Consider the following 18,602-nt stretch of genomic DNA (forward strand, 5'->3'; position numbering starts at 1 on the left):
CTTTTCTGCCCCCCCCCCCCCCCCGCCGCGCCGGCCGGGGTATCCGCGCCCACCCCCCACGCCCGCCCGGGCCGGGCGCCCAACCCCCCCCCCCCCCCCGAGCCGCCGTCGCGGGACGCCTGCTCAGGCGTCGCCCCGCGACAGCTCGGGTGTCGCGGGACGCCTGTTCAGGTGTCCCGCAGCGGCTCAGGTGTCGCCCTCGAACAGGCTCGTGACGGAGCCGTCGGTGAAGACCTCGGTGATCGCGCGTGCGATGAGCGGCGCGATCGACAGGACCGTGAGCTTGTCGAACCGCTTCTCCTCCGACAGCGGCAGCGTGTTGCTCACGATGACCTCGGAGATGCGGGAGTTCTTCAGCCGGTCGACTGCCGGGTCGGAGAACACGGCGTGCGTGGCGGCCGTGATCACGTTGGTGGCGCCCTGCTCGTAGAGGGCGTCGGCGGCCTTGCAGATGGTGCCGGCGGTGTCGATCATGTCGTCGATCAGCACGCAGGTGCGGCCGCGCACCTTGCCGACGACCTCGCTGACCTTCACCTGGTTGGCGACGTCGAGGTCGCGACGCTTGTGGATGAACGCCAGCGGCGTGCCGAGCGTGTCGGCCCAGCGCTCCGACAGCCGCACGCGGCCGGTGTCGGGCGAGACGATCGTGGTGTTGGCCAGATCGAGCCTGTTCTTCAGGTAGTTCTCGAGCACCGGCATGGCGAACAGGTGGTCGACGGGGCCGTCGAAGAAGCCCTGGATCTGCGAGGTGTGCAGGTCGATGGACATGAGCCGGTCGGCGCCTGCGGTCTTGAACAGGTCGGCCATCAGCCGGGCGGTGATCGGCTCGCGGCCGCGGCCCTTCTTGTCCTGTCGCGCGTAGCCGAAGAACGGCATGACCACGGTGATGCGCTTGGCGGAGGCCCGCTTGAGCGCGTCGACCATGATGAGCTGTTCCATGATCCACTGGTTGATGGGGCCGGTGTGGCTCTGGATCACGAAGGCGTCGCAGCCACGTACGGACTCGAGGTAGCGGGCGTAGATCTCGCCGTTGGCGAAGTCGATCAGCCTGGTCGGGGTGAGGGAGACGCCGACGTGGTCGGCCACCTCCTCGGCCAGCTCTGGATAGGCGCGGCCGGAGAAGAGCATGAGGTTCTTCTCGCCGGGCTGTTTGATGCTGGTCACGTGCCACTCTCCTGCTGTTCTTGCTCGGCGAGCGCCCTTTCGGCCGCCGCAGCCGACTTCGTGCCCGCGCGCCTGCGCAAGACCCATTTCTCGATGTTGCGCTGCTTCGCGCGCGCCACGCCGATCGCGCCCGGAGGGACGTCGCCGTCGATGACGGACCCGGCCGCCGTGTAGGCGCCGTCGCCGATCGTGACCGGAGCGACGAGCATGGAGTCGCAGCCCACGAACGCGCCGTCGCGCACGGTGCTGCGGTGCTTGTTGACGCCGTCGTAGTTGACGAAGATCACGGCGGCGCCGATGTTGACGTCGTCGCCGATCGTCGCGTCGCCGGCGTAGCTCAGGTGCGGCACTTTGGACCGCTCGCCGACCTGCGTGTTCTTCATCTCGACGAACGTGCCGGCCTTCGACTTGCGGCCGAGCACGGTGCCGGGCCGCAGGTAGGCGTACGGACCGACGCTGGCCTCGGGGCCGATCTCGGCGCTGTCGCAGACGGCGTTGCGGACGACCGCCCCCGCGCCGACCCTGGTGTCGGTGAGCGTGGTGGCCGGGCCGACCTCGGCGCCGGCCTCGATGACGGTGCTGCCGTGCAGCTGGGTGCCGGGGTGCACGACCACGTCGGGCTCGATCTCGACGCCCACGTCGATCCAGGTGCTGGCCGGGTCGATGACGGTGACTCCGGCGCGCATGTGGCTCTCCAGCAGCCGCTGGTTGAGCACCTTGCGGGCCCAGGCGAGCTGCACCCGGTCGTTGACGCCCTCGACCTCGACGAAGTCGGCCGCGACGTGCGCGCCGACGCGATGGCCGTCCTGGCGCAGGATCGACAGGACGTCGGTCAGGTACTCCTCGCCCTGGGCGTTGTCGGTCGACACCCGCTTGACGGCGTCGGCGAGCAGCGAGCCGTCGAAGGCGTAGATGCCGGAGTTCATCTCCTTGATGGCCTTCTGCTCGGCGCTGGCGTCCTTCTCCTCGACGATCTCCAGGACTGCGCCGGACGGGTCGCGGATGATCCGCCCGTAGCCGGTCGGATCGGGCACGTGGGCCGTGAGCACGGTGACCGCGTTGCCGTCGGCGCCGTGCTGCTCAAGCAGCGCGGCGAGGGTTTCGGCGCGCATCAGCGGCACGTCGCCGTACGTGACGAGGACGGTGCCGGCGATCTCGCCGACCTCCTCCAGCACGGTGCGGACGGCGTGCCCGGTGCCACGCTGCTCCCGCTGGACGACGGCCCGCGCGTCGGGGCTGGTCTGGGCCAGGTGCGCGGCGACCCGTTCGCGCGCGTGGCCGATGACGACGATCAGCTGCTCGGGACCGAGGTCTCTGGCGGCTGCGAGCATGTGGTCGACCAGCGCGTGGCCGCACAGCTCGTGCAGGACTTTGGGGGTCTGGCTCTTCATCCGGGTGCCCTCGCCCGCGGCGAGGACGATGACGGCGGCCGGGCGCGGCACACTCACGGACTGAGGCTCCCTGTGACTGGACGGTTCAGGGTGGTCGGCTACCGCACCGCCACCCTCCCGACACCGTGAGGATACCTGCCCACCTTCAACGCCGTCGCTCGGGGGGACGACCGAAAAGCTCCCGGAAGAGGACTCGAACCCCTACAAAGTGGACCAAAACCACTTGTCCTGCCGATTAGACGATCCGGGACCAATCGGACACGGCTGGGTCCGACACATCCCTACGATACCGATCCCCGGCCCGCGTGCGCGCCCGCATAACAGAGCATCCGAAAACCCGCAAGGCGCGGAATCCACTCACGTCGCCCGGCAGAACGTAACCTTCCGAACATTCGCAGCTTAGGGCTTCCTTACTTACGATGGCGTAGGTTACGGTGGCGTAGCCAGACAATCATCCCCATACATGTCGTGAGAGGTAGTCCATGACCGTTCTCGCCGACCGCCCGACGCCTGAACCGAAGCCCGATGTCGACCCTGAACCGCGCACCAAGGCCGAACTCGTCGTCTTCGCACTGGTCGTGGGGCTGCCCCTGATCGCGATCGCGGCCGCGGTGCCGTTCGCGTGGGGGTGGGGGCTCGGCTGGACCGACCTGGCGATCATGTTCGTCTTCTACGCCGTCTCCGGGCTCGGCGTGACCGTCGGGCTGCACCGCTACTTCACGCACGGATCGTTCAAGGCCAGCCGCCCGCTGAAGATCGCGCTGGGCATCGCGGGGAGCCTGTCACTGGAGATGTCCGTCCTGGACTGGGTGGCGACCCATCGCAAGCACCACAAGTTCTCCGACAAGGAGGGCGACCCGCACTCGCCGTGGCGCTTCGGCCCCGGCTTCAAGTCGCTGTCCAAGGGCCTGCTCTACGCCCACATGGGGTGGCTGTTCGAGAGCGAGCGCACCAACAGGGAGAAGTACGCCCCCGACCTGTCCACCGACCCGGACGTCATCAAGCTGCACAAGTGGTTCCCCGCGCTGGCCCTCACCTCGATCGTGCTGCCCGGCGTGCTCGGCGGGCTGCTCACCTGGTCCTGGTACGGCGCGCTGACCGCGCTGTTCTGGGGCTCACTGGTACGTATCGGGCTGCTGCACCACGTGACCTGGTCGATCAACTCGATCTGCCACGTGTTCGGCGAGGAGGAGTTCCAGGTCCGCGACAAGTCCCGCAACGTCTGGTGGCTGGCCATCCCGTCCTTCGGCGAGTCGTGGCACAACCTGCACCACTCTGACCCGACCTGTGCCAGGCACGGCGCGCTCAAGGGGCAGATTGACCTGAGCGCCGGGCTGATCCGGATCTTCGAGAGGCTGGGCTGGGTCCACGACGTGCGCTGGCCGACTCCGGAACGGCTGGCGGCGAAGCGCATTGGCTGATGCCAACCCCTTGGCGACCGGTCATTCATCCGGCACCGCCATTATGGAAACCGTGACTGAACCCCGATCTCGCAGGCGCATGACCGGTAGAGAGCGAAGAGAGCAGCTGGTGACCATCAGCCGCACGCTCTTTGCGGAGAAGGGGTTCGACGGGACCTCAATCGAAGAGATCGCGGCGACAGCGCAGGTGTCGAAACCGGTGGTGTACGAACATTTCGGCGGCAAGGAGGGCATCTACGCGGTCGTGGTCGACCGCGAGATGCAGAAGCTGCTCGCCATGATCACCGAGGCGCTGTCCGCCGCCCATTCGCTGATCAAACTGGAGCGGGCCGCGCTGGCGCTGCTCCGCTACATCGAGGAGAGCAGCGAGGGCTTCCGCATCCTGGTACGCGACTCGCACGCCGCGTCCGGAACCGGCACCTTCGCCAGCCTGATCAGCGAGATCGCCAGCCAGGTCGAGGACGTGCTCGCCGACGAGTTCGCATCCCGCGGCTACGATCCCAAGCTCGCGCCGATGTACGCGCAGATGCTCGTGGGCATGGTGGCGCTGACCGGCCAGTGGTGGCTGGACGTGCGCAAGCCGGGCCGCGAGGAGGTCGCCGCCCATCTGGTGAACCTCGCCTGGAACGGCCTGACCGGGCTCAACCCGCAGCCTGAGATCACCGCGGCCACCCGGTCCCACCCGAGCATGGCGATCCCGCGTACCAGCGACAAGGAGCTGCGCGAGCTGGAGAAGGCCCGCGAGAAGGAGCTCAAGGAGGCCGAGAAGGCCCGGCAGCGGGAGCTGCGCGAGGCGGAGAAGGCCAGGGTGCGGGAGCTGAAGGAGCGCGAGCGGCTGGTCAAGGGGGCGGAGAAGGCCCACGAGCGCGAGGAGAAGCTGCGCCAGCGTGAGGCCAGGCTCGCCGAGCGCGCCGCCCGCCTGGAGCAGGGCGACCAGCCCGACTGACGCGCTCCCGGCCGGAGTGGAGTCGTCGCCCCCTCGGAACGAGGTGTTTTCTTGGGGTAGACCCGACTCCTAGAACAAGTCGTTGCGGCTAAGTTAACGTTCCGTTCAACCAAATAGGGCATATTTCTCATATGTCCGCGGAACCACTGTCCTCTGGAAACGACCTGCCGCTGCCCCAGGAGAGGTTCCTCAACCGCGAGGAGAGCTGGCTGCAGTTCAACGAGCGGGTGCTGGAACTGGCCGAGGACGATTCGCTCCCGCTGCTCGAACGGGTGCGGTTCCTGGCCATCTTCGCGAGCAACCTGGATGAGTTCTTCCGGGTCCGGGTGGCGGGTCTGAAACGCCGGATGGCGACCGGCCTGCTGCTGCGGACCAAGAGCGGCCTGAAGCCGCGCGAGGAGCTGGCCAGGATCGCCACCGTCGCCGACGGGCTGGCCAAACAGCACGCCGCCGCCTTCCACGAGCAGATCAGCCCGCAGCTCGCCGCCGAGGGCATCGAGATCGTCAGGTGGGACGACCTGGGCCGCGAGGAGCGTACGGAGCTGCGCAAACTGTTCAGGGAACGGATCAGGCCGGTTTTGACGCCGCTCGCCGTCGACCCCGCCCACCCATTTCCGTATATTTCAGGGCTCAGCCTCAATCTCGCGGTTGTGGTGAGAAACCCGGAGGATGACCACACGGTCTTCGCCCGGGTCAAGGTCCCGTCGCAGCTCCCCCGGTTCGTCACCGCGTCGAAGGACCGGTTCGTCCCGCTGGAGGACGTCATCGCGGCGCATCTCGGCCAGCTCTTCAAGGGCATGGAGATCGTCCAGCACCACGTGTTCCGCGTCACCAGGAACGAGGACCTGGACGTGGACGAGGACGTCACCGAGAACCTCATGCAAGCCCTGGAGAAGGAGCTGCTCAAGCGCCGCTTCGGCCCGCCCGTCCGGCTGGAGGTCGAGGACACGATCACCCCGGAGGTGCTGGACCTGCTGGTGGAGGAGCTGGGTGTGGCCCCCCACGAGATCTACCGCATCGCCGGCCCGCTCGACCTGACCGGCCTGCACGCGATCGCCGACCTCGACCGGGGCGAGCTCAGCTACCGCCCGTTCGTCCCCGCCGAGGCCGTGAACGCCGAGGACGACATCTTCTCCATGCTGCGCGAGCGCGACGTCCTGCTGCACCACCCCTACGACTCCTTCGCCACCAGCGTCCAGCACTTCATCGAGGCCGCCGCGACCGACCCCAGGGTGCTGGCGATCAAGCAGACCCTCTACCGCACCAGCGGCGAGTCCCCGATCGTGGACGCGCTGATCGACGCGGCCGAGGCGGGCAAGCAGGTCGTGGTCGTCGTGGAGATCAAGGCCCGCTTCGACGAGCACGCCAACATCTCCTGGGCCCGCAAGCTGGAGCGCGCCGGGTGCCACGTGGTCTACGGCGTGGTGGGCCTCAAGACGCACTGCAAGCTCGCGCTGGTCGTCCGGCAGGAGCCCTCGGGTGAGCTGCGCCGCTACTGCCACATCGGCACCGGCAACTACAACCCCAAGACCGCCAGGCAGTACGAGGACTTCGGCCTGCTCACCGCCGACCCGCTGGTCGGCGAGGACGTCACGGACCTGTTCATCCACCTGACCGGCTACTCCAACCACTCCGCCTACCGCAGGCTGCTGGTCGCGCCGCACTCGCTCCGCGGCGGGCTGCTGGCCAGGATCGAGCGGGAGATCGCCCACCAGCAGGCGGGTCGGCCCGCGCGCATCAGGATCAAGACGAACTCGCTGGTGGACGAGCCGATCATCGACGCGCTCTACCGGGCCTCGCGCGCGGGCGTCCGGGTGGACCTGTGGGTGCGGGGCATCTGCATCCTCCGCCCCGGCATTCCGGACCTGTCGGAGAACATCCGGGTACGGTCCATCCTCGGGCGGTTCCTGGAACACTCGCGTGTGTACGAGTTCGGCCTGGGCAGACGGCCGGAGGTGTGGATCGGCAGCGCGGACCTGATGCGCAGGAACCTGGACCGCCGGGTGGAGTCGCTGGTCAAGGTGACGGCGCAGCAGCACAAGGCGTACCTCATCGAGTTGATGGACCTGGCCATGGCCGACACGACGAACGCCTGGTGGCTGAACTCCGACGGCACCTGGGTCCGCCACGCCGGCGAGGACCTGCAGAGCCACCTCATCGGCACCCGCCGCTGGAGGACCGTTGATGACTGACCCGCTCCGCGCCGCCGGAGCCGTCGTCTGGCGCGGTCACACGTCGCGCCCCGAGGTGGCGGTCATCCACCGCCCGCGGTACGACGACTGGACCTTCCCCAAGGGCAAGCTCAAACCCGGCGAGCATCTGATCGCCGCCGCCCTGCGCGAGGTCCGCGAGGAGACCGGGCTGACCCCCGTGCTCGGCCGCGCCCTGCCGCCCATCCACTACCTGCACAAGAACCGGCTCAAACGCGTCGACTACTGGGCCGCGCAGATCGTGCAGGATGACGGATTCGTCCCCGGCGTCGAGGTGGACGAGCTGCACTGGCTCCCCCTCGACCGGGCCCACGAGCGGCTCACCTACGAGTGGGACGCGGGACTGCTGCACGCGCTGGCCGCGGCCCCGCTCGCCACCGTCCCCCTCGTGCTGGTCCGGCACGCCGCCGCCGGGTCGCGGCAGGAGTGGCAGGGGGACGACGGCCTGCGCCCGCTCGACTCCGAGGGGCAGGCCCAGGCGGCGACCGTCGCCCAGGTTCTGCCCGCCTACCAGCCCGAGCTGCTGATCAGCTCCCCCAGCCGCAGGTGTGTCCAGACCCTGGAGCCCTACAGTTCCAGCATCAGGCTCGAACCGCTGCTCAGCGAGGAGAGCCAGGACCCCAGGAAGACCCCGGCCCTGCTCAGGGACCTCCGGACGCCCACGGCCGTGTGCAGCCACCGCAAGGTGCTGCCCGAACTGATCCACGCGCTCAGCGGCGAGGAGGTGCACCTGCACAAGGGCGCGTTCGCCGTGCTGCACCGGCTGGGCCGCCGCGTGGTCAGCGTGGAGCGTCACTCCACCTGACGGGCAGCTCGGCGAAACCCCCTGTGAGCTTGTCGTCGTTGGTCCGCAGCTCCTCGAACGGCACCGCCAGGCTCAGGTCGGGGAAGCGCTGGAACAGGCGGCTGAACACCGCCTCCAGCTCGACCCGGGCCAGGCTGGCCCCGATGCAGAAGCGCGGCCCGTAGCCGAACGCCAGATGCGGGTCGCCAGGCGGCCTGCGCAGGTCGAACGTGTCGGCGTCGGGGAAGATCCGCTCGTCCCTGTTGGCGGCGCCCGTCGTGATCACGACCGCCTCGCCCCTGCGGATCGTGACGTCCCCGAACGGGATGTCCTCGTGCGCGTAGCGCGGCAGCCCGTGCAGGCTGGGCGCGGCCAGCCGCAGGATCTCCTCGACCGCCGCCGGCGCCAGCCCCGGATCGGCCTTGAGCAGGGCCAGCTGGTCGGGGTTGGCGAGCAGGAGCAGCACACCGTAGTTGATGCGGTTGACCGTGGTCTCGTGCCCGGCGAACAGCAGCCCGCCCGCGAGCTGCGCGATCGTGCCGTCGTCGTCCAGCTCGTGCGCCAGGTCCGACAGGACGTCCTCGCCCGGTTCGTCACGCTTGCGCTCGATCAGCCCGGCCATGTACGCGCCCAGCTCCTCGCGGGCGGCGACACCCTTGGCCTCGTCGCCGAGGTCCGCCATGGCCGCGGAGACGCCGCTGAAGTACTCCCGGTCCTCGAACGGGACCCCGAGCAGCTGGCAGATGACCAGCACCGGCAGCGGGAAGGAGAGCTCGGCGTGCAGGTCGGCCGGGGGCGTGAGGGTGGCCAGATGGTCCAGCCGCTCGTCCACGAGCGCGCCCACGTGGTCGCTGAGCGCCTTCATCCGGCGGGCGGAGAAGGACGGCATGAACAGCTTGCGCATCCGCGTGTGGTCGGCCTTCTCGGTGGCCGCCTCGCCCTGCGGGCCGCCGAGCAGCGCAGAGTTCGACAGCCGGGGGGCCTTCTCCGGTTCCGGGTGCGAGCGGCCCAGCCGGGGGTCGGCGAACAGCTTGCGCGCGTCCTCGTAGCCGCTGACCAGCCAGACCTCGTCGCCCGTGCGGGTACGCACCTTGGCGACGCCCTCCTTGGCTCGCAGGTCCCGGTAGGCGTCGGGCACGTCCAGCGGGTCACGCCGGTCGAAGGGTATGACAGGAAGGTCGCTCATATCACCTTCCTAACAGCTTCGACGGTCTCCGCCCAGACGTGAGGGAACTCGGCCTCGGCGCGTTCGGCCGTCCCGCGTTCGAGGCCGATCAGCAGACCGTACGTGAACGTGTCCTCGCCCGCCTGGCGGGCGCTCTCCGCCTCCTTGGTCAGCATCTCCTGGGCGACGACGCCGTCCTGGTGGGCGCCGAGGACCTCCTGCACCGCCTCGGCGTGCTTGGCCAGCTTGGCCATCGGCTTGCCGAGCGTCGGCTGCAACGCCTCCGCCGTGTAACGGGCCCGCTTCGCGGCCTTGCGGACGTCGTGCATGGCGATCTGGCGCCGCTCGTAGTCGTCGATCGCCTGCGCGGTGTCGTAGGCCCTGATCACCCGGTTCCAGCTGGCGGACGCCACGCCGCTCAGCATCTCCTTGGCGGGCGCCGACGCGGCCTTGCCCAGCGCGGGCTCCGCGACCAGGCGGTCGAGCGCGTCGAGCAGCGCGTAGTAGCGCTCGCCGCTCAGCGTCTGCTTGATCCGCTCGTACGCCTCCAGCTCGCGCCTGTGCAGATCGTCCCCGAGCCTGGTCTGGATCGGGCCCGTCACCAGTTCGGGGGCCAGCTGTGCCAGCTCGCCCGCGAACCTGGCCCTGATGACCTCCAGGTCGCGCGCCTCGGCCAGCACGGTGCCCAGCCAGCGCAGCTCGTCCTGGAGCTGGACGGTGTCGGTCACGATCTTCCTGAACGCCTTGAGCGCGCTGCGGAGCCTGCGCGAGGCGACCCGCATCTGGTGCACGGCGTCCTCCTCGGCCCGCCGTACCTGGGGGTCCTGGGCGAGGAGGGCGGCGACCTGGCTCTCCAGGTAGTCGACGACCGTGTGCCCGGCCGTTCCCGGCTCCGTGCCCGCCCTGGGCGCGGGCTGCCGGTCGAGCAGCCTGCCGAGCTTGCTGGACGAGTCCGACGGGCTCGCGCCCGCCTTCCTCAGGCGCTTGCCGACCTTGGCGAGGAGGGCCTGGTCGCCGCCCAGCAGCTCGGCCTCGACCTCACGCCAGCGCTCGATTTTCGGCTCGTCGCCGAACACGGTGCCCTTGACCTGGTCGTCCGCGATCTCTACCAGCGCCGTCCCGCCGTCCTTCAGGAGCGTGACGCTGCGGCGCGTCTCGAGCTCGGCGACCGCCACCAGCTCCGCGCCGCGTGTGAAGGCGCGGACCAGCTCGGAGAGCTCCTCGGGGACGACCTTGGTGCTCCGGGTGAGCGGGTGGGTGATCTCCTGGCGGACGCCCTTCGCCTTGGGGAGCTTCAGATGCCAGCCGGGGTCGGCGCCGCCCCGCCTGCGCCGGAGCGTGATCCCCCGGGCGGCCAGCCGCAGATCGGGCGTGTCGTAGTAGAGGGCGACCAGTTGATAGGTCTTCGGCCCCGCGACGTCGCCCAGCTTGGTCAGGTCCGGCACCGTGTAGTCGGCTTGGACGTCGAATTTGTCCTCGATCTCTATGCTCACGGCACCTCACAAAGAGTTCGATTTCGGGACAATCATGCCACTGATGGGTGAACATCACACGGATTGCAGGAGCTCGATCCTGTTTCCGACCGGGTCGGTGATGTAGATGCGTCGGAAGCCCGGGAAGAGGTCGTCGGGCACCGCGTCGGGCAATCTGGCGGCGAACGCGTCCAGGTCATCGACCAGGAAGGCCGGGTGCGCCTTGCGCGCGGGGCGGAAATCGTCCTCTATGCCGAGATGGACCTCGACCCCCTCGCCCCTGAACCAGGCGCCACCTCGGGCGGCCAGCTCGGGCGGCTTGGGCACCTCCCGGAGGCCGAGGACGCCCACGTAGAACTCCCGTAGCAACGGCTCGCTCCCAGCCGGCGCGGCCAACAGCACATGATGCAACGCCTTGATCAAAGCCACCACGTCCCCTTCCTCAGCTCTCGCCCTCGCTGCCCTTTCGGGCCACCACGAAGACGCGCCGGAACGGGAAGGGCGTGCCGTAGGTCCTGGCGGGGTAGGCGGCGGCCAGCAGGTCGGCGAGTTGCCCGGTGAACCGCTTCTGCTCGTCCCGGGCCAGCCTGTCGAAGATCGGCCGCAGTGCCGTCCCGGAGATCCAGTTGAGCACCGGATCGTCCCCCTGCAGCACGTGCACGTACGTCGTCTCCCAGGTGTCGACCTGGCAGCGGTGGCCGCTCAGCAGGTCCAGGTACTCGACCGGGTCCCCGACCGGCCGCCCCTTGTCGAAGTCGCCGAGCCGGTCGGACCACTCCTTCGAGGCGCAGAGCTGCCGGATCGCCAGATGGCTGGGCGCGTCGAAGTTCCCCGGCACCTGGAAGGCCAGCCACCCGCCCGGCGCGAGCGCCTCGACCCAGTGCCCGATCACGTCCCGGTGTGAGGGCACCCACTGCAGCACGGCGTTGGACACCAGCACGTCCACCGGCCTGTCGGGACGCCACGTGGTGACGTCCGCGACCGTGAAACGGGGAGTCGCGTCGAGTTCTCGAGCCTTCCCGATCATGGCCGGGGAACCGTCGAAGCCGTCCACGGTCGCCTTCGGCCAGCGGTTGGCCAGCGTGGCGGTCAGTTCTCCGGTGCCGCACCCCGCGTCCACGACATAATCGGGATCGTCGGCTCGCACCCTCGAGACCAGGTCGAAGAACGGCCTGGAGCGCTCGTCGGCGTACCGGGAGTAGGTCGCGGGGTCCCAGATATCTCTCGACATGAAGATAATTGATATCGAGAGAGATATCTCGATGTCAAGACAGTACACTTTGTGTCATGACAGAGGATCCGCAGGACGAGGTCGACAGACTGATCGCGGCCTGGCGGTCGGAACGCCCCGACCTGGACGTCGAACCCCTACAAGTACTGTCGCGCGTCTCGCGACTGGCCAAGCACCTTGACCGTGCCAGGCGAGCCTCGTTCGCCGAGCACAACCTGGAGCCCTGGGAGTTCGACGTTCTCACCGCTCTGCGCCGAGCCGGCAGGCCCTACGAACTCAGCCCCGGAGCTCTGCTCAAAGCCACCCTAGTGACCTCCGGCACGATGACCAACCGCATCGACCGCCTCGCCCAGGCCGGACTCGTCCGCCGCCGTCCCGACCCCGAGGACCGCCGCGGCGTCCTCGTCTCCCTCACGGACACCGGCCTGGCACGCGTCGACGCCGCCTTCGCCGACCTCCTCCGCCGCGAGCACGCCCTCCTCGCCAGCCTCGGCCCCACCGACCAGCGCACCCTCTCCTCCCTCCTCCGCACCCTCCTCGCCCCCTTCGACACCTAACCCCTTTCGGACTCTTTTAAGGGCACTTTCTTTTACGGCACGGCCACATTGCCCGCGCCGCCGTCGTGGGCGGGCGACTGTCGAGCGCCGGTCGTGAAGGCTCACGGGGTTCTCGCCGTTACGACGCGTTCTTGACCGTCTGCTTCGCCGCGCCGACACCCGCTTCCAGAGCCCTCCACCGCACCGCCACCAGCTCCGGAGTCCCTCGTCTCCCCGCTGCGGCGGTGAGATGTTGTCACCGGCCGCGTTCATCGTGCACACAACGAGGACGCCACCGGCCCAGGGGTGCTGGGGCGGTGGCGTCCTCGTTGTGCGGGTCGGTTATTCGCCGAGGCGGTCGGCTACCTCCAGCCATTCGGCCTCGACGGCGTCCTTCTGGGCGTGGATCTCCCGCAGTTGGGCGTCCAGGGTGCCGAGTTTGGCGTAGTCGCTGGCCGCGGAGGCCATGGCGGTGTGGAGCTTGGCCTCCTCGTTGGCGAGCCGGTCGAGCTGGCGCTCCAGGCGGTTGAGGTCCTTACGCAGCTCGCGCTCCTCCTTGGCCGACAGTGCCGCCGACTGGGAGGCTGCGGGCGCGTCCGACGGCTGGGCGGCGCCCACGGCGACGCGGGCCGTGAGGGCGGTGCCGGCGGCACGGCGCTCCAGGTACTCGTCGACGCCCCCCGGAAGGAACGACAGGGTGCCGTCGCCGAGCAGGGCCACCGCGCGGTCCGTCACGCGCTCGAGGAAGTAGCGGTCGTGGCTGACCAGGACGAGCGTGCCGGGCCAGGCGTCCAGGAGGTCCTCGAGCTCGTTGAGCGTCTCGATGTCCAGGTCGTTGGTCGGCTCGTCGAGCAGCAGGACGTTGGGGTCGTCCATGAGGAGCCTGAGAAGCTGCAGCCGCCTGCGCTCGCCGCCCGACAGGTCACCGACGACCTTCCACTGGGCGTCGCCCTTGAATCCGAGCCGCTCAAGCAGCTGCGAGGCCGACCACTCCTTCTGGCCGACCTGGATGTACTTGCGCACCTCCTCGACCGTCTCCAGCACCCTGCGCGTGGGGTCGAGTTCGGCCAGTTCCTGCGACAGGTGCGCCAACCGCACCGTCCTGCCCCTGACGACGCGCCCGGCGTCGGGCTTGACCGTGTCGGCGAGCAGCCTGAGCACCGACGACTTGCCTGAGCCGTTGACGCCGATCAGTCCGATGCGGTCGCCGGGGCCGAACTGCCACGTCGTCCGGTCGAGCACCAGCGGGCCGCTGCCGGGGCCTCCGGCGTGGAGGGTGACGTCCTCCAGGTCGTACACGGTCTTGCCGAGGCGCGCGGCCGCGAACCGCATCAGCTCCACGCTCTCGCGGGGCGGCGGTTCGTTCGCGATCAGGGCCTGGGCGGCCTCGATCCGGAACTTCGGCTTGGACGTGCGCGCGGGCGGGCCGCGACGGAGCCAGGCGATCTCTTTCCGCATGAGGTTCTGGCGACGTTCCTCGGCGGCCTGGGCGATGCGGGCGCGCTCGGCCTTGGCCAGGACGTAAGCGGCGTATCCCCCCTCGTACCGCTCGACCCGACCGTCGACGACCTCCCACGTCCTGGTGGACACGGCGTCCAGGAACCACCGGTCGTGCGTGACCACCACCAGGGCGCTCTTCCTGCCCGAGAGGTGCGCGGCGAGCCAGGCGATGGCCTCGATGTCGAGGTGGTTGGTGGGCTCGTCGAGCATGATCAGGTCGTGCTCGTCGATGAGCAGCTTGGCGAGCGCCGTGCGCCGCCGCTCGCCGCCGGACAGGTCACCGGCCTGGGCGTCGAGGTCGAGGTCGCCGATGAGGCTCGACAGGATCTCGCGGACGCCCTGATCGCCCGCCCACTCGTGCTCGGCACGTCCGCCAAGGACTGCTTCCCGCACGGTCACGGACGGATCGAGCACGTCCTGCTGGGAGAGGACCCCGACCCTCAACCCGCGGGTATGCGTGACGCGCCCGCTGTCGGGACGCACATCTCCCGCGATCACCGACAGCAGCGTGGTCTTCCCGCCACCGTTGCGGCCGACGACGCCGATGCGTTCACCGGCCCCGACGCCGAGGGAGAGATCACTGAGCAGCGGCTTGGGCCCGTATGCGTGGGAGACGGATTCGAGATTGACCAGGTTCATGTCCCTCCAAGGGTATCGGCTCCCACCCACCTCCCGCCCAGCCCAGCTCCGTCCACCTTGGCGGCACCGATCCCCAGGGGGGTACGGCCCGCCACCCGCCGAGCCAGGCACCGACCTCAGGCCACCGGACCATGTCCCGCCTGGATCGATATCCGACACGCGCAACCGCCCCCGAAGGGTGTCCTTCACCGCCTGCGCGGATCGGCGCCTGCCGCAAGCACTCGGTGGCCCCGATGGTGAGCGATCAGAGGACGGCCGCGCCCGGGACCGGGCCGTGGGCGGGGACCGCGGCACGGCAGCCCGCGAACTGCGACAGGGTGGTGGCGAGGTCGCGGGCGTGGTCGGCGTCGCCGGCGAGGAACGCGCAGCTGGGGCCGGAACCAGAGACGAGGGCGCCAAGCGCGCCGTGCCGACGGCCCTCGTCGAGGGTGTCGGCCAGGTCGGGACGCAGCGTGAGAGCGGCGAGTTGGAGATCATTGGCGAGACGAGCACCCAAGGCTGGGGCGTCACCGGCGCGGAGGGCCGCCAGGAGGGCTTCGTCGAGCTCCGGCCAGGGGACGTCCGCACCCGTCTCGGCGCGCAGCCGATCGCACTCGGCGTAGACCTTGGCCGTGGAGAGGCCGCCTTCGGCAACGGCGAAAACCCAGTGGAAGAGGCCGCCCGTGGCCAGCCGGCTCAGCTGCTCACCGCGTCCGGTGCCGACCGCCGTGCCCCCCAGCAGCGAGAACGGCACGTCGCTGCCGAGATCGGCGGCGATCTCCATGAGGTCCTCCAACGGCAGGCCCAGACCCCACAGCTCGTTGCACGCCACCAGCGCACCGGCCGCGTCGGCGCTTCCACCGGCCATGCCCCCAGCCACCGGGATGGCCTTGTGGATGACCAGCTCGGCTCCGTACGTGCGCCCGGCGTGCTTGGCGAGGGCCCGGGCGGCCTGGATCGCCAGGTTCCCGTCGTCGACCGGCACCTGGTCGGCCCACTCGCCGACCACCGACACTGTCATCCCCTCGGACTCCTTGGCCACCACCTCGTCGAAGATCGACACTGCGTGGAAGACGTTCACGAGGTCGTGGTAGCCGTCCTCCCTGAGCGGGCCGACGGAAAGCTGCACGTTGACCTTCGCGGGCACCCGTACGGTCACCGAACTCATCGATCTGCTGCCACTCTCTAGCCTGGAATCAGGGGACTCTGAATCGTATCGGGGCCCGCGCACCTACCTGGCCTTTTTCCTACACGAGCGACAGGAAAGCAGAAGACCCCAAGGACCAGCTGGTGGGGACTGCGGCGTCGAGTTGGACGCCGATCACGGCCGCTCGCCGGCGGTTCGGCGACCGGCTGGTGGTCGTCTGGTTCGACGCTCATGGTGATCTCAACACTCCCTCCTCGTCGCCCTCCGGTGCCTTCCATGGCATGGTGCTGCGCGCCCTCACCCGTGAAGGCCGGAGGACCAGGAGCTGCTCGCTCCGCTGGTGCGGGCGCTGGCCACGGTCTGCGCCAAGAACTGACCTCACAGGGCTGGCCCCTCTGCTGTCAGGCCGGACCCGGCAGCGAAGGACCTGTCACCACCAGGTTCCCGCGCCCCGGTCTGGTGGGGACGGGGGCCGTCGCCTACCAGGGGCGCGTCTGGATGCGGTGGGGAGGTTTGTGTCGTCGTGATGCCGCCCCAGCGGGCGTTCAGGGGTCAGGCTGGGCGGATGGCGCCTCGGTAGAGCGGGCCGTAGTAGGGCGAGCCCACGAAACGGGTTCGCCGGACCACGTCACCCGTTTTGGGGGCGTGGACCATCACGCCTTCTCCCAGGTAGAGGCCCACGTGGGTGGGGTCGCCTGTGCCGCCGCCGAAGAAGACGAGGTCGCCCTTGCGGAGGTCGTCCAAGGGGATCTTGTGGCCCTGACGGAACTGGGTGCCCGTGTAGTGGCCGAGCCGTATCCCGGCCTTGGACCATGCGTAGAGGGTCAGGCCACTGCAGTCGAAGCCTGTTGTGGCGGCTCCCCTGCCCACGCCTTTCGTAGGGCCTGTGGAAGAGCCTCCGCCCCAGGAGAAGCGGACTCCCAGCTGGCGGAGGGCTGCGGCGGCTGCCACCTCGCCCTTTGTGGGCCTGGACGCCGTGCTGCCTGGGGTGGTCGCGCTCTCTTGGGTGGCGGTGCTCTCGGGGGTGGAGCTCTCGGGGGTGGAGCTCTCGGGGGTGGAGCTCTCGGGGGTGGAGCTCTCGGGGGTGGGCCTACTCCCTGGAAGGTTCGTGCTGTCCGCGTTGGCGGCGCTCTCTGGAGTGGCCGTCACGGCCTTCGGGGCCGCCGTGGCCGGTGAAGTGGGTGGAGTTGCGACAGTGGGCCCGGGTGGAGTGCTTACCGCGGTCGGCGGCGAAGTGGCCGTGATGATGAGCGACGGTGGCATGGCCGTGATCAGTGGCGGAGCGGACCTGGTCAACGGTGGAGTGACCCCGGTCGCTGGTGAGGTGGCCCCTGGCGGCGGTGGCGTGGCGGATGTTGGCACGGTGGCGGAGGTCGAGAGGTCTGGTGGGTCGAAGGCGTCGCTGCGGCCAGGTCTGCTCTGTGGGGTGCTCGCGCAGTCTTCCGGCGGTAGAACCAGGACGATGCGGACGAGCGCCCCTCTTCGGGAGCCCTTCCCGGGAAGGACGAAGAGGTCTTCCGAGTACCTCGACATTCGGTCGAGCGCGATCACACCGAAGCACATGCGCTCATCGGAAGCCGACGCCGACGCGGGGTACGAGAACGCGGTCAGCCCCGCGACGAGCCCGCCGCCGATCGTGACGCTCATGGAAGAGAGCCGGGTCATGGGTGCCTCCTGTGCCGTAAGGGAACGGAGGCCCAGGATCATTGAGCGGGGCGGGCGGCCGCGGAACCGAGCGAGGTTCTGTGGACAGCATCGAGTTATCCACAATCAGAGGGGGCGTTTCGCTGTTGATCGAGCCAGATCCGGTGGACGCAACCGCGCCGGCGCTCAGCCCGGAGCTCGCCGCCGTGCTGGTCGAGGCCGCGCACACCGCGGGGCTCAAGGCCATCGCGCACACGGTCACCGCGCGGGAGGCGATCATCGCGCTCGACGCGGGCGTCGACGGGCTCGCGCACCTCTACTCCGACGCCGGCCCTGACGGCGCCGAGGAGACGGCCGCCAGGATCGCCTCGTACGACGCGTTCGTGGTCAGCACGCTCACCTTCATCGAAGCGGTCACCGGCGATCCGGGCAGCCTGGAGCTGCTGCGGGACGAGCGCGTCGGGCCGAGGATGTCGGAGCAGGCGAAGGCCACCTTCAAAGCGCGGGGTGCAGCAGCCCCGCGGGTGACCGCTAGGGTCTGGCTTCGGCGATCCGCGCGAACGCCTCGACGTCCAGCTGCTCCCCGCGGGTGGACGGCTCGACCCCCGCCGCGCGCAGCGCCTGCTCCGCCCCCGCCGCCGAGCCCGCCCACGTCGACAGGGCCGCCCGCAGGGTCTTCCTGCGCTGGGCGAAGGCGGCGTCGATGACCTTGAACACGTCCTCGCGGGAGGCCGTCGTCGCCGGGGGCTCGCGGCGGGTGAGCGAGACCAGGCCCGAGTCGACGTTCGGCACCGGCCAGAAGACGGTGCGCCCGACGGGGCCCGCCCTGCGGACGTCCGCGTACCAGGCCGCCTTCACCGACGGCACGCCGTAGACCTTGGAGCCGGGGCCCGCGGCGAGCCGGTCGGCGACCTCCGACTGCACCATCACCAGCCCCTTGCGCAGCGACGGCAGGGCTTCGAGCAGGTGCAGCACGACCGGCACCGCCACGTTGTACGGGAGGTTGGCCACCAGGGCGGTGGGCGTGTGCCCGCGCAGATCGCCGGGTGTGACCTTCATCGCGTCGGCCCTGACCACCGTCAGCCTGTCGGACAGCCCGCGCTCCCCCACCGTGATCGGAAGCTGCGCCGCCAGTACGGGGTCGATCTCGACGGCCACCACATGAGAGGCGCTGGGCAGCAGGGCGAGGGTGAGCGAGCCGAGGCCCGGCCCGACCTCGATCACCACGTCATCGGGCGTGAGGTCGGCCACGCGGACGATCCGCCGGACGGTTCCCCCGTCGATAACGAAGTTCTGCCCCAGCTTCTTGGTCGGACGAAGATCTAGCTTGTCCGCCAAAGTACGTATTTCCGCAGGGCCCAACAGCCTCATCA

17 protein-coding genes and 1 tRNA gene are annotated in these 18,602 nt (G+C 69.6%); 6 read left to right on the forward strand and 12 right to left on the reverse strand.

Features of this window, described 5'->3' with window-relative positions; genetic code table 11:
• Positions 1-186: 186 nt before the first annotated feature.
• From ABZ297_RS06815 to ABZ297_RS06825, 3 genes are all read right to left on the reverse strand, one after another.
• Positions 187-1,164, reverse strand: coding sequence for a ribose-phosphate diphosphokinase (locus ABZ297_RS06815; protein ID WP_355340542.1), 978 nt, complete (start codon positions 1,162-1,164; stop codon positions 187-189).
• Positions 1,161-2,612 (reverse strand): bifunctional UDP-N-acetylglucosamine diphosphorylase/glucosamine-1-phosphate N-acetyltransferase GlmU, encoded by a 1,452-nt coding sequence (gene glmU / locus ABZ297_RS06820; RefSeq protein ID WP_355340545.1) that lies wholly within the window; start codon positions 2,610-2,612, stop codon positions 1,161-1,163. Before glmU ends, ABZ297_RS06815 begins: the two co-directional genes overlap by 4 nt.
• Before the next feature lie 121 nt (positions 2,613-2,733).
• Positions 2,734-2,805 (reverse strand) — tRNA-Gln (locus ABZ297_RS06825).
• 232 nt (positions 2,806-3,037) lie between these two features.
• On the opposite strand from ABZ297_RS06825, the gene ABZ297_RS06830 reads away from it, so the two are divergent.
• The 4 genes from ABZ297_RS06830 (at position 3,038) to ABZ297_RS06845 (ending at position 7,937) form a co-directional block, all read left to right on the forward strand.
• Complete coding sequence (locus ABZ297_RS06830; RefSeq protein WP_355340548.1) at positions 3,038-3,976, forward strand: acyl-CoA desaturase; 939 nt, start codon at positions 3,038-3,040, stop codon at positions 3,974-3,976.
• A gap of 79 nt (positions 3,977-4,055) precedes the next feature.
• Positions 4,056-4,922: a TetR family transcriptional regulator gene (locus tag ABZ297_RS06835; protein ID WP_355340551.1), complete on the forward strand. Its 867-nt coding sequence runs from the start codon at positions 4,056-4,058 to the stop codon at positions 4,920-4,922.
• 131 nt (positions 4,923-5,053) lie between these two features.
• Positions 5,054-7,114, forward strand: coding sequence for an RNA degradosome polyphosphate kinase (locus tag ABZ297_RS06840; RefSeq protein ID WP_355340554.1), 2,061 nt, complete (start codon positions 5,054-5,056; stop codon positions 7,112-7,114).
• Positions 7,107-7,937, forward strand: a complete 831-nt coding sequence (locus ABZ297_RS06845; RefSeq protein ID WP_355340557.1) for an NUDIX hydrolase — start codon at positions 7,107-7,109, stop codon at positions 7,935-7,937. The genes ABZ297_RS06840 and ABZ297_RS06845 overlap by 8 nt, the downstream gene beginning before the upstream one ends.
• On the opposite strand, the gene ABZ297_RS06850 is transcribed toward ABZ297_RS06845, so the two are convergent.
• From ABZ297_RS06850 to ABZ297_RS06865, 4 genes are read right to left on the reverse strand one after another with little or no spacing between them, the layout of a single operon-like run.
• Positions 7,912-9,102, reverse strand: coding sequence for a cytochrome P450 (locus ABZ297_RS06850; RefSeq protein ID WP_355340560.1), 1,191 nt, complete (start codon positions 9,100-9,102; stop codon positions 7,912-7,914). The two genes, ABZ297_RS06845 and ABZ297_RS06850, sit on opposite strands and share 26 nt — an antisense overlap.
• Positions 9,099-10,574, reverse strand: coding sequence for a CYTH and CHAD domain-containing protein (locus ABZ297_RS06855; protein WP_355340563.1), 1,476 nt, complete (start codon positions 10,572-10,574; stop codon positions 9,099-9,101). The genes ABZ297_RS06850 and ABZ297_RS06855 overlap by 4 nt, the downstream gene beginning before the upstream one ends.
• A 54-nt stretch (positions 10,575-10,628) precedes the next feature.
• Positions 10,629-10,985 carry a VOC family protein gene (locus ABZ297_RS06860; protein ID WP_355340567.1) on the reverse strand — a complete coding sequence of 119 codons (357 nt, stop codon included), beginning with the start codon at positions 10,983-10,985 and terminating at the stop codon, positions 10,629-10,631.
• Between the two features lie 10 nt (positions 10,986-10,995).
• The gene (locus ABZ297_RS06865) at positions 10,996-11,784 is read right to left on the reverse strand and encodes a trans-aconitate 2-methyltransferase (protein WP_355340570.1); all 789 of its coding nucleotides are present in this window, start codon (positions 11,782-11,784) and stop codon (positions 10,996-10,998) included.
• A 56-nt stretch (positions 11,785-11,840) separates the two neighbouring features.
• Here ABZ297_RS06865 and ABZ297_RS06870 point away from each other — a divergent pair, with 56 nt between their 5' ends.
• On the forward strand, positions 11,841-12,341 hold the full coding sequence (locus ABZ297_RS06870) for a MarR family transcriptional regulator (protein ID WP_355340573.1): 501 nt from the start codon (positions 11,841-11,843) through the stop codon (positions 12,339-12,341).
• A gap of 321 nt (positions 12,342-12,662) precedes the next feature.
• Here the strand turns inward: ABZ297_RS06870 and ABZ297_RS06875 are convergent, their stop codons facing one another.
• Positions 12,663-14,459 carry an ABC-F family ATP-binding cassette domain-containing protein gene (locus ABZ297_RS06875; protein ID WP_355340576.1) on the reverse strand — a complete coding sequence of 599 codons (1,797 nt, stop codon included), beginning with the start codon at positions 14,457-14,459 and terminating at the stop codon, positions 12,663-12,665.
• Between the two features lie 244 nt (positions 14,460-14,703).
• Positions 14,704-15,606 (reverse strand): 4-(cytidine 5'-diphospho)-2-C-methyl-D-erythritol kinase, encoded by a 903-nt coding sequence (locus ABZ297_RS06880; RefSeq protein ID WP_355340579.1) that lies wholly within the window; start codon positions 15,604-15,606, stop codon positions 14,704-14,706.
• Positions 15,607-15,794: 188 nt separating this feature from the next.
• Between ABZ297_RS06880 and ABZ297_RS06885 the strand changes: the two genes are divergently transcribed.
• Complete coding sequence (locus ABZ297_RS06885) at positions 15,795-16,112, forward strand: arginase family protein (protein ID WP_355340830.1); 318 nt, start codon at positions 15,795-15,797, stop codon at positions 16,110-16,112.
• Between the two features lie 25 nt (positions 16,113-16,137).
• Here the strand turns inward: ABZ297_RS06885 and ABZ297_RS06890 are convergent, their stop codons facing one another.
• The 3 genes from ABZ297_RS06890 to rsmA form a co-directional block, all read right to left on the reverse strand.
• Positions 16,138-16,734, reverse strand: a complete 597-nt coding sequence (locus ABZ297_RS06890; RefSeq protein WP_355340582.1) for an NlpC/P60 family protein — start codon at positions 16,732-16,734, stop codon at positions 16,138-16,140.
• A gap of 811 nt (positions 16,735-17,545) precedes the next feature.
• Positions 17,546-17,728 carry a hypothetical protein gene (locus ABZ297_RS06895; RefSeq protein ID WP_355340585.1) on the reverse strand — a complete coding sequence of 61 codons (183 nt, stop codon included), beginning with the start codon at positions 17,726-17,728 and terminating at the stop codon, positions 17,546-17,548.
• A 32-nt stretch (positions 17,729-17,760) separates the two neighbouring features.
• Positions 17,761-18,600: a 16S rRNA (adenine(1518)-N(6)/adenine(1519)-N(6))-dimethyltransferase RsmA gene (gene rsmA, locus ABZ297_RS06900; protein WP_355340833.1), complete on the reverse strand. Its 840-nt coding sequence runs from the start codon at positions 18,598-18,600 to the stop codon at positions 17,761-17,763.
• Between the last annotated feature and the right edge of the window lie 2 nt (positions 18,601-18,602).

Origin of the sequence: Nonomuraea sp. NPDC005983 (genome assembly GCF_040614375.1) — a bacterium.
In the GTDB taxonomy this organism is placed as follows: domain Bacteria; phylum Actinomycetota; class Actinomycetes; order Streptosporangiales; family Streptosporangiaceae; genus Nonomuraea.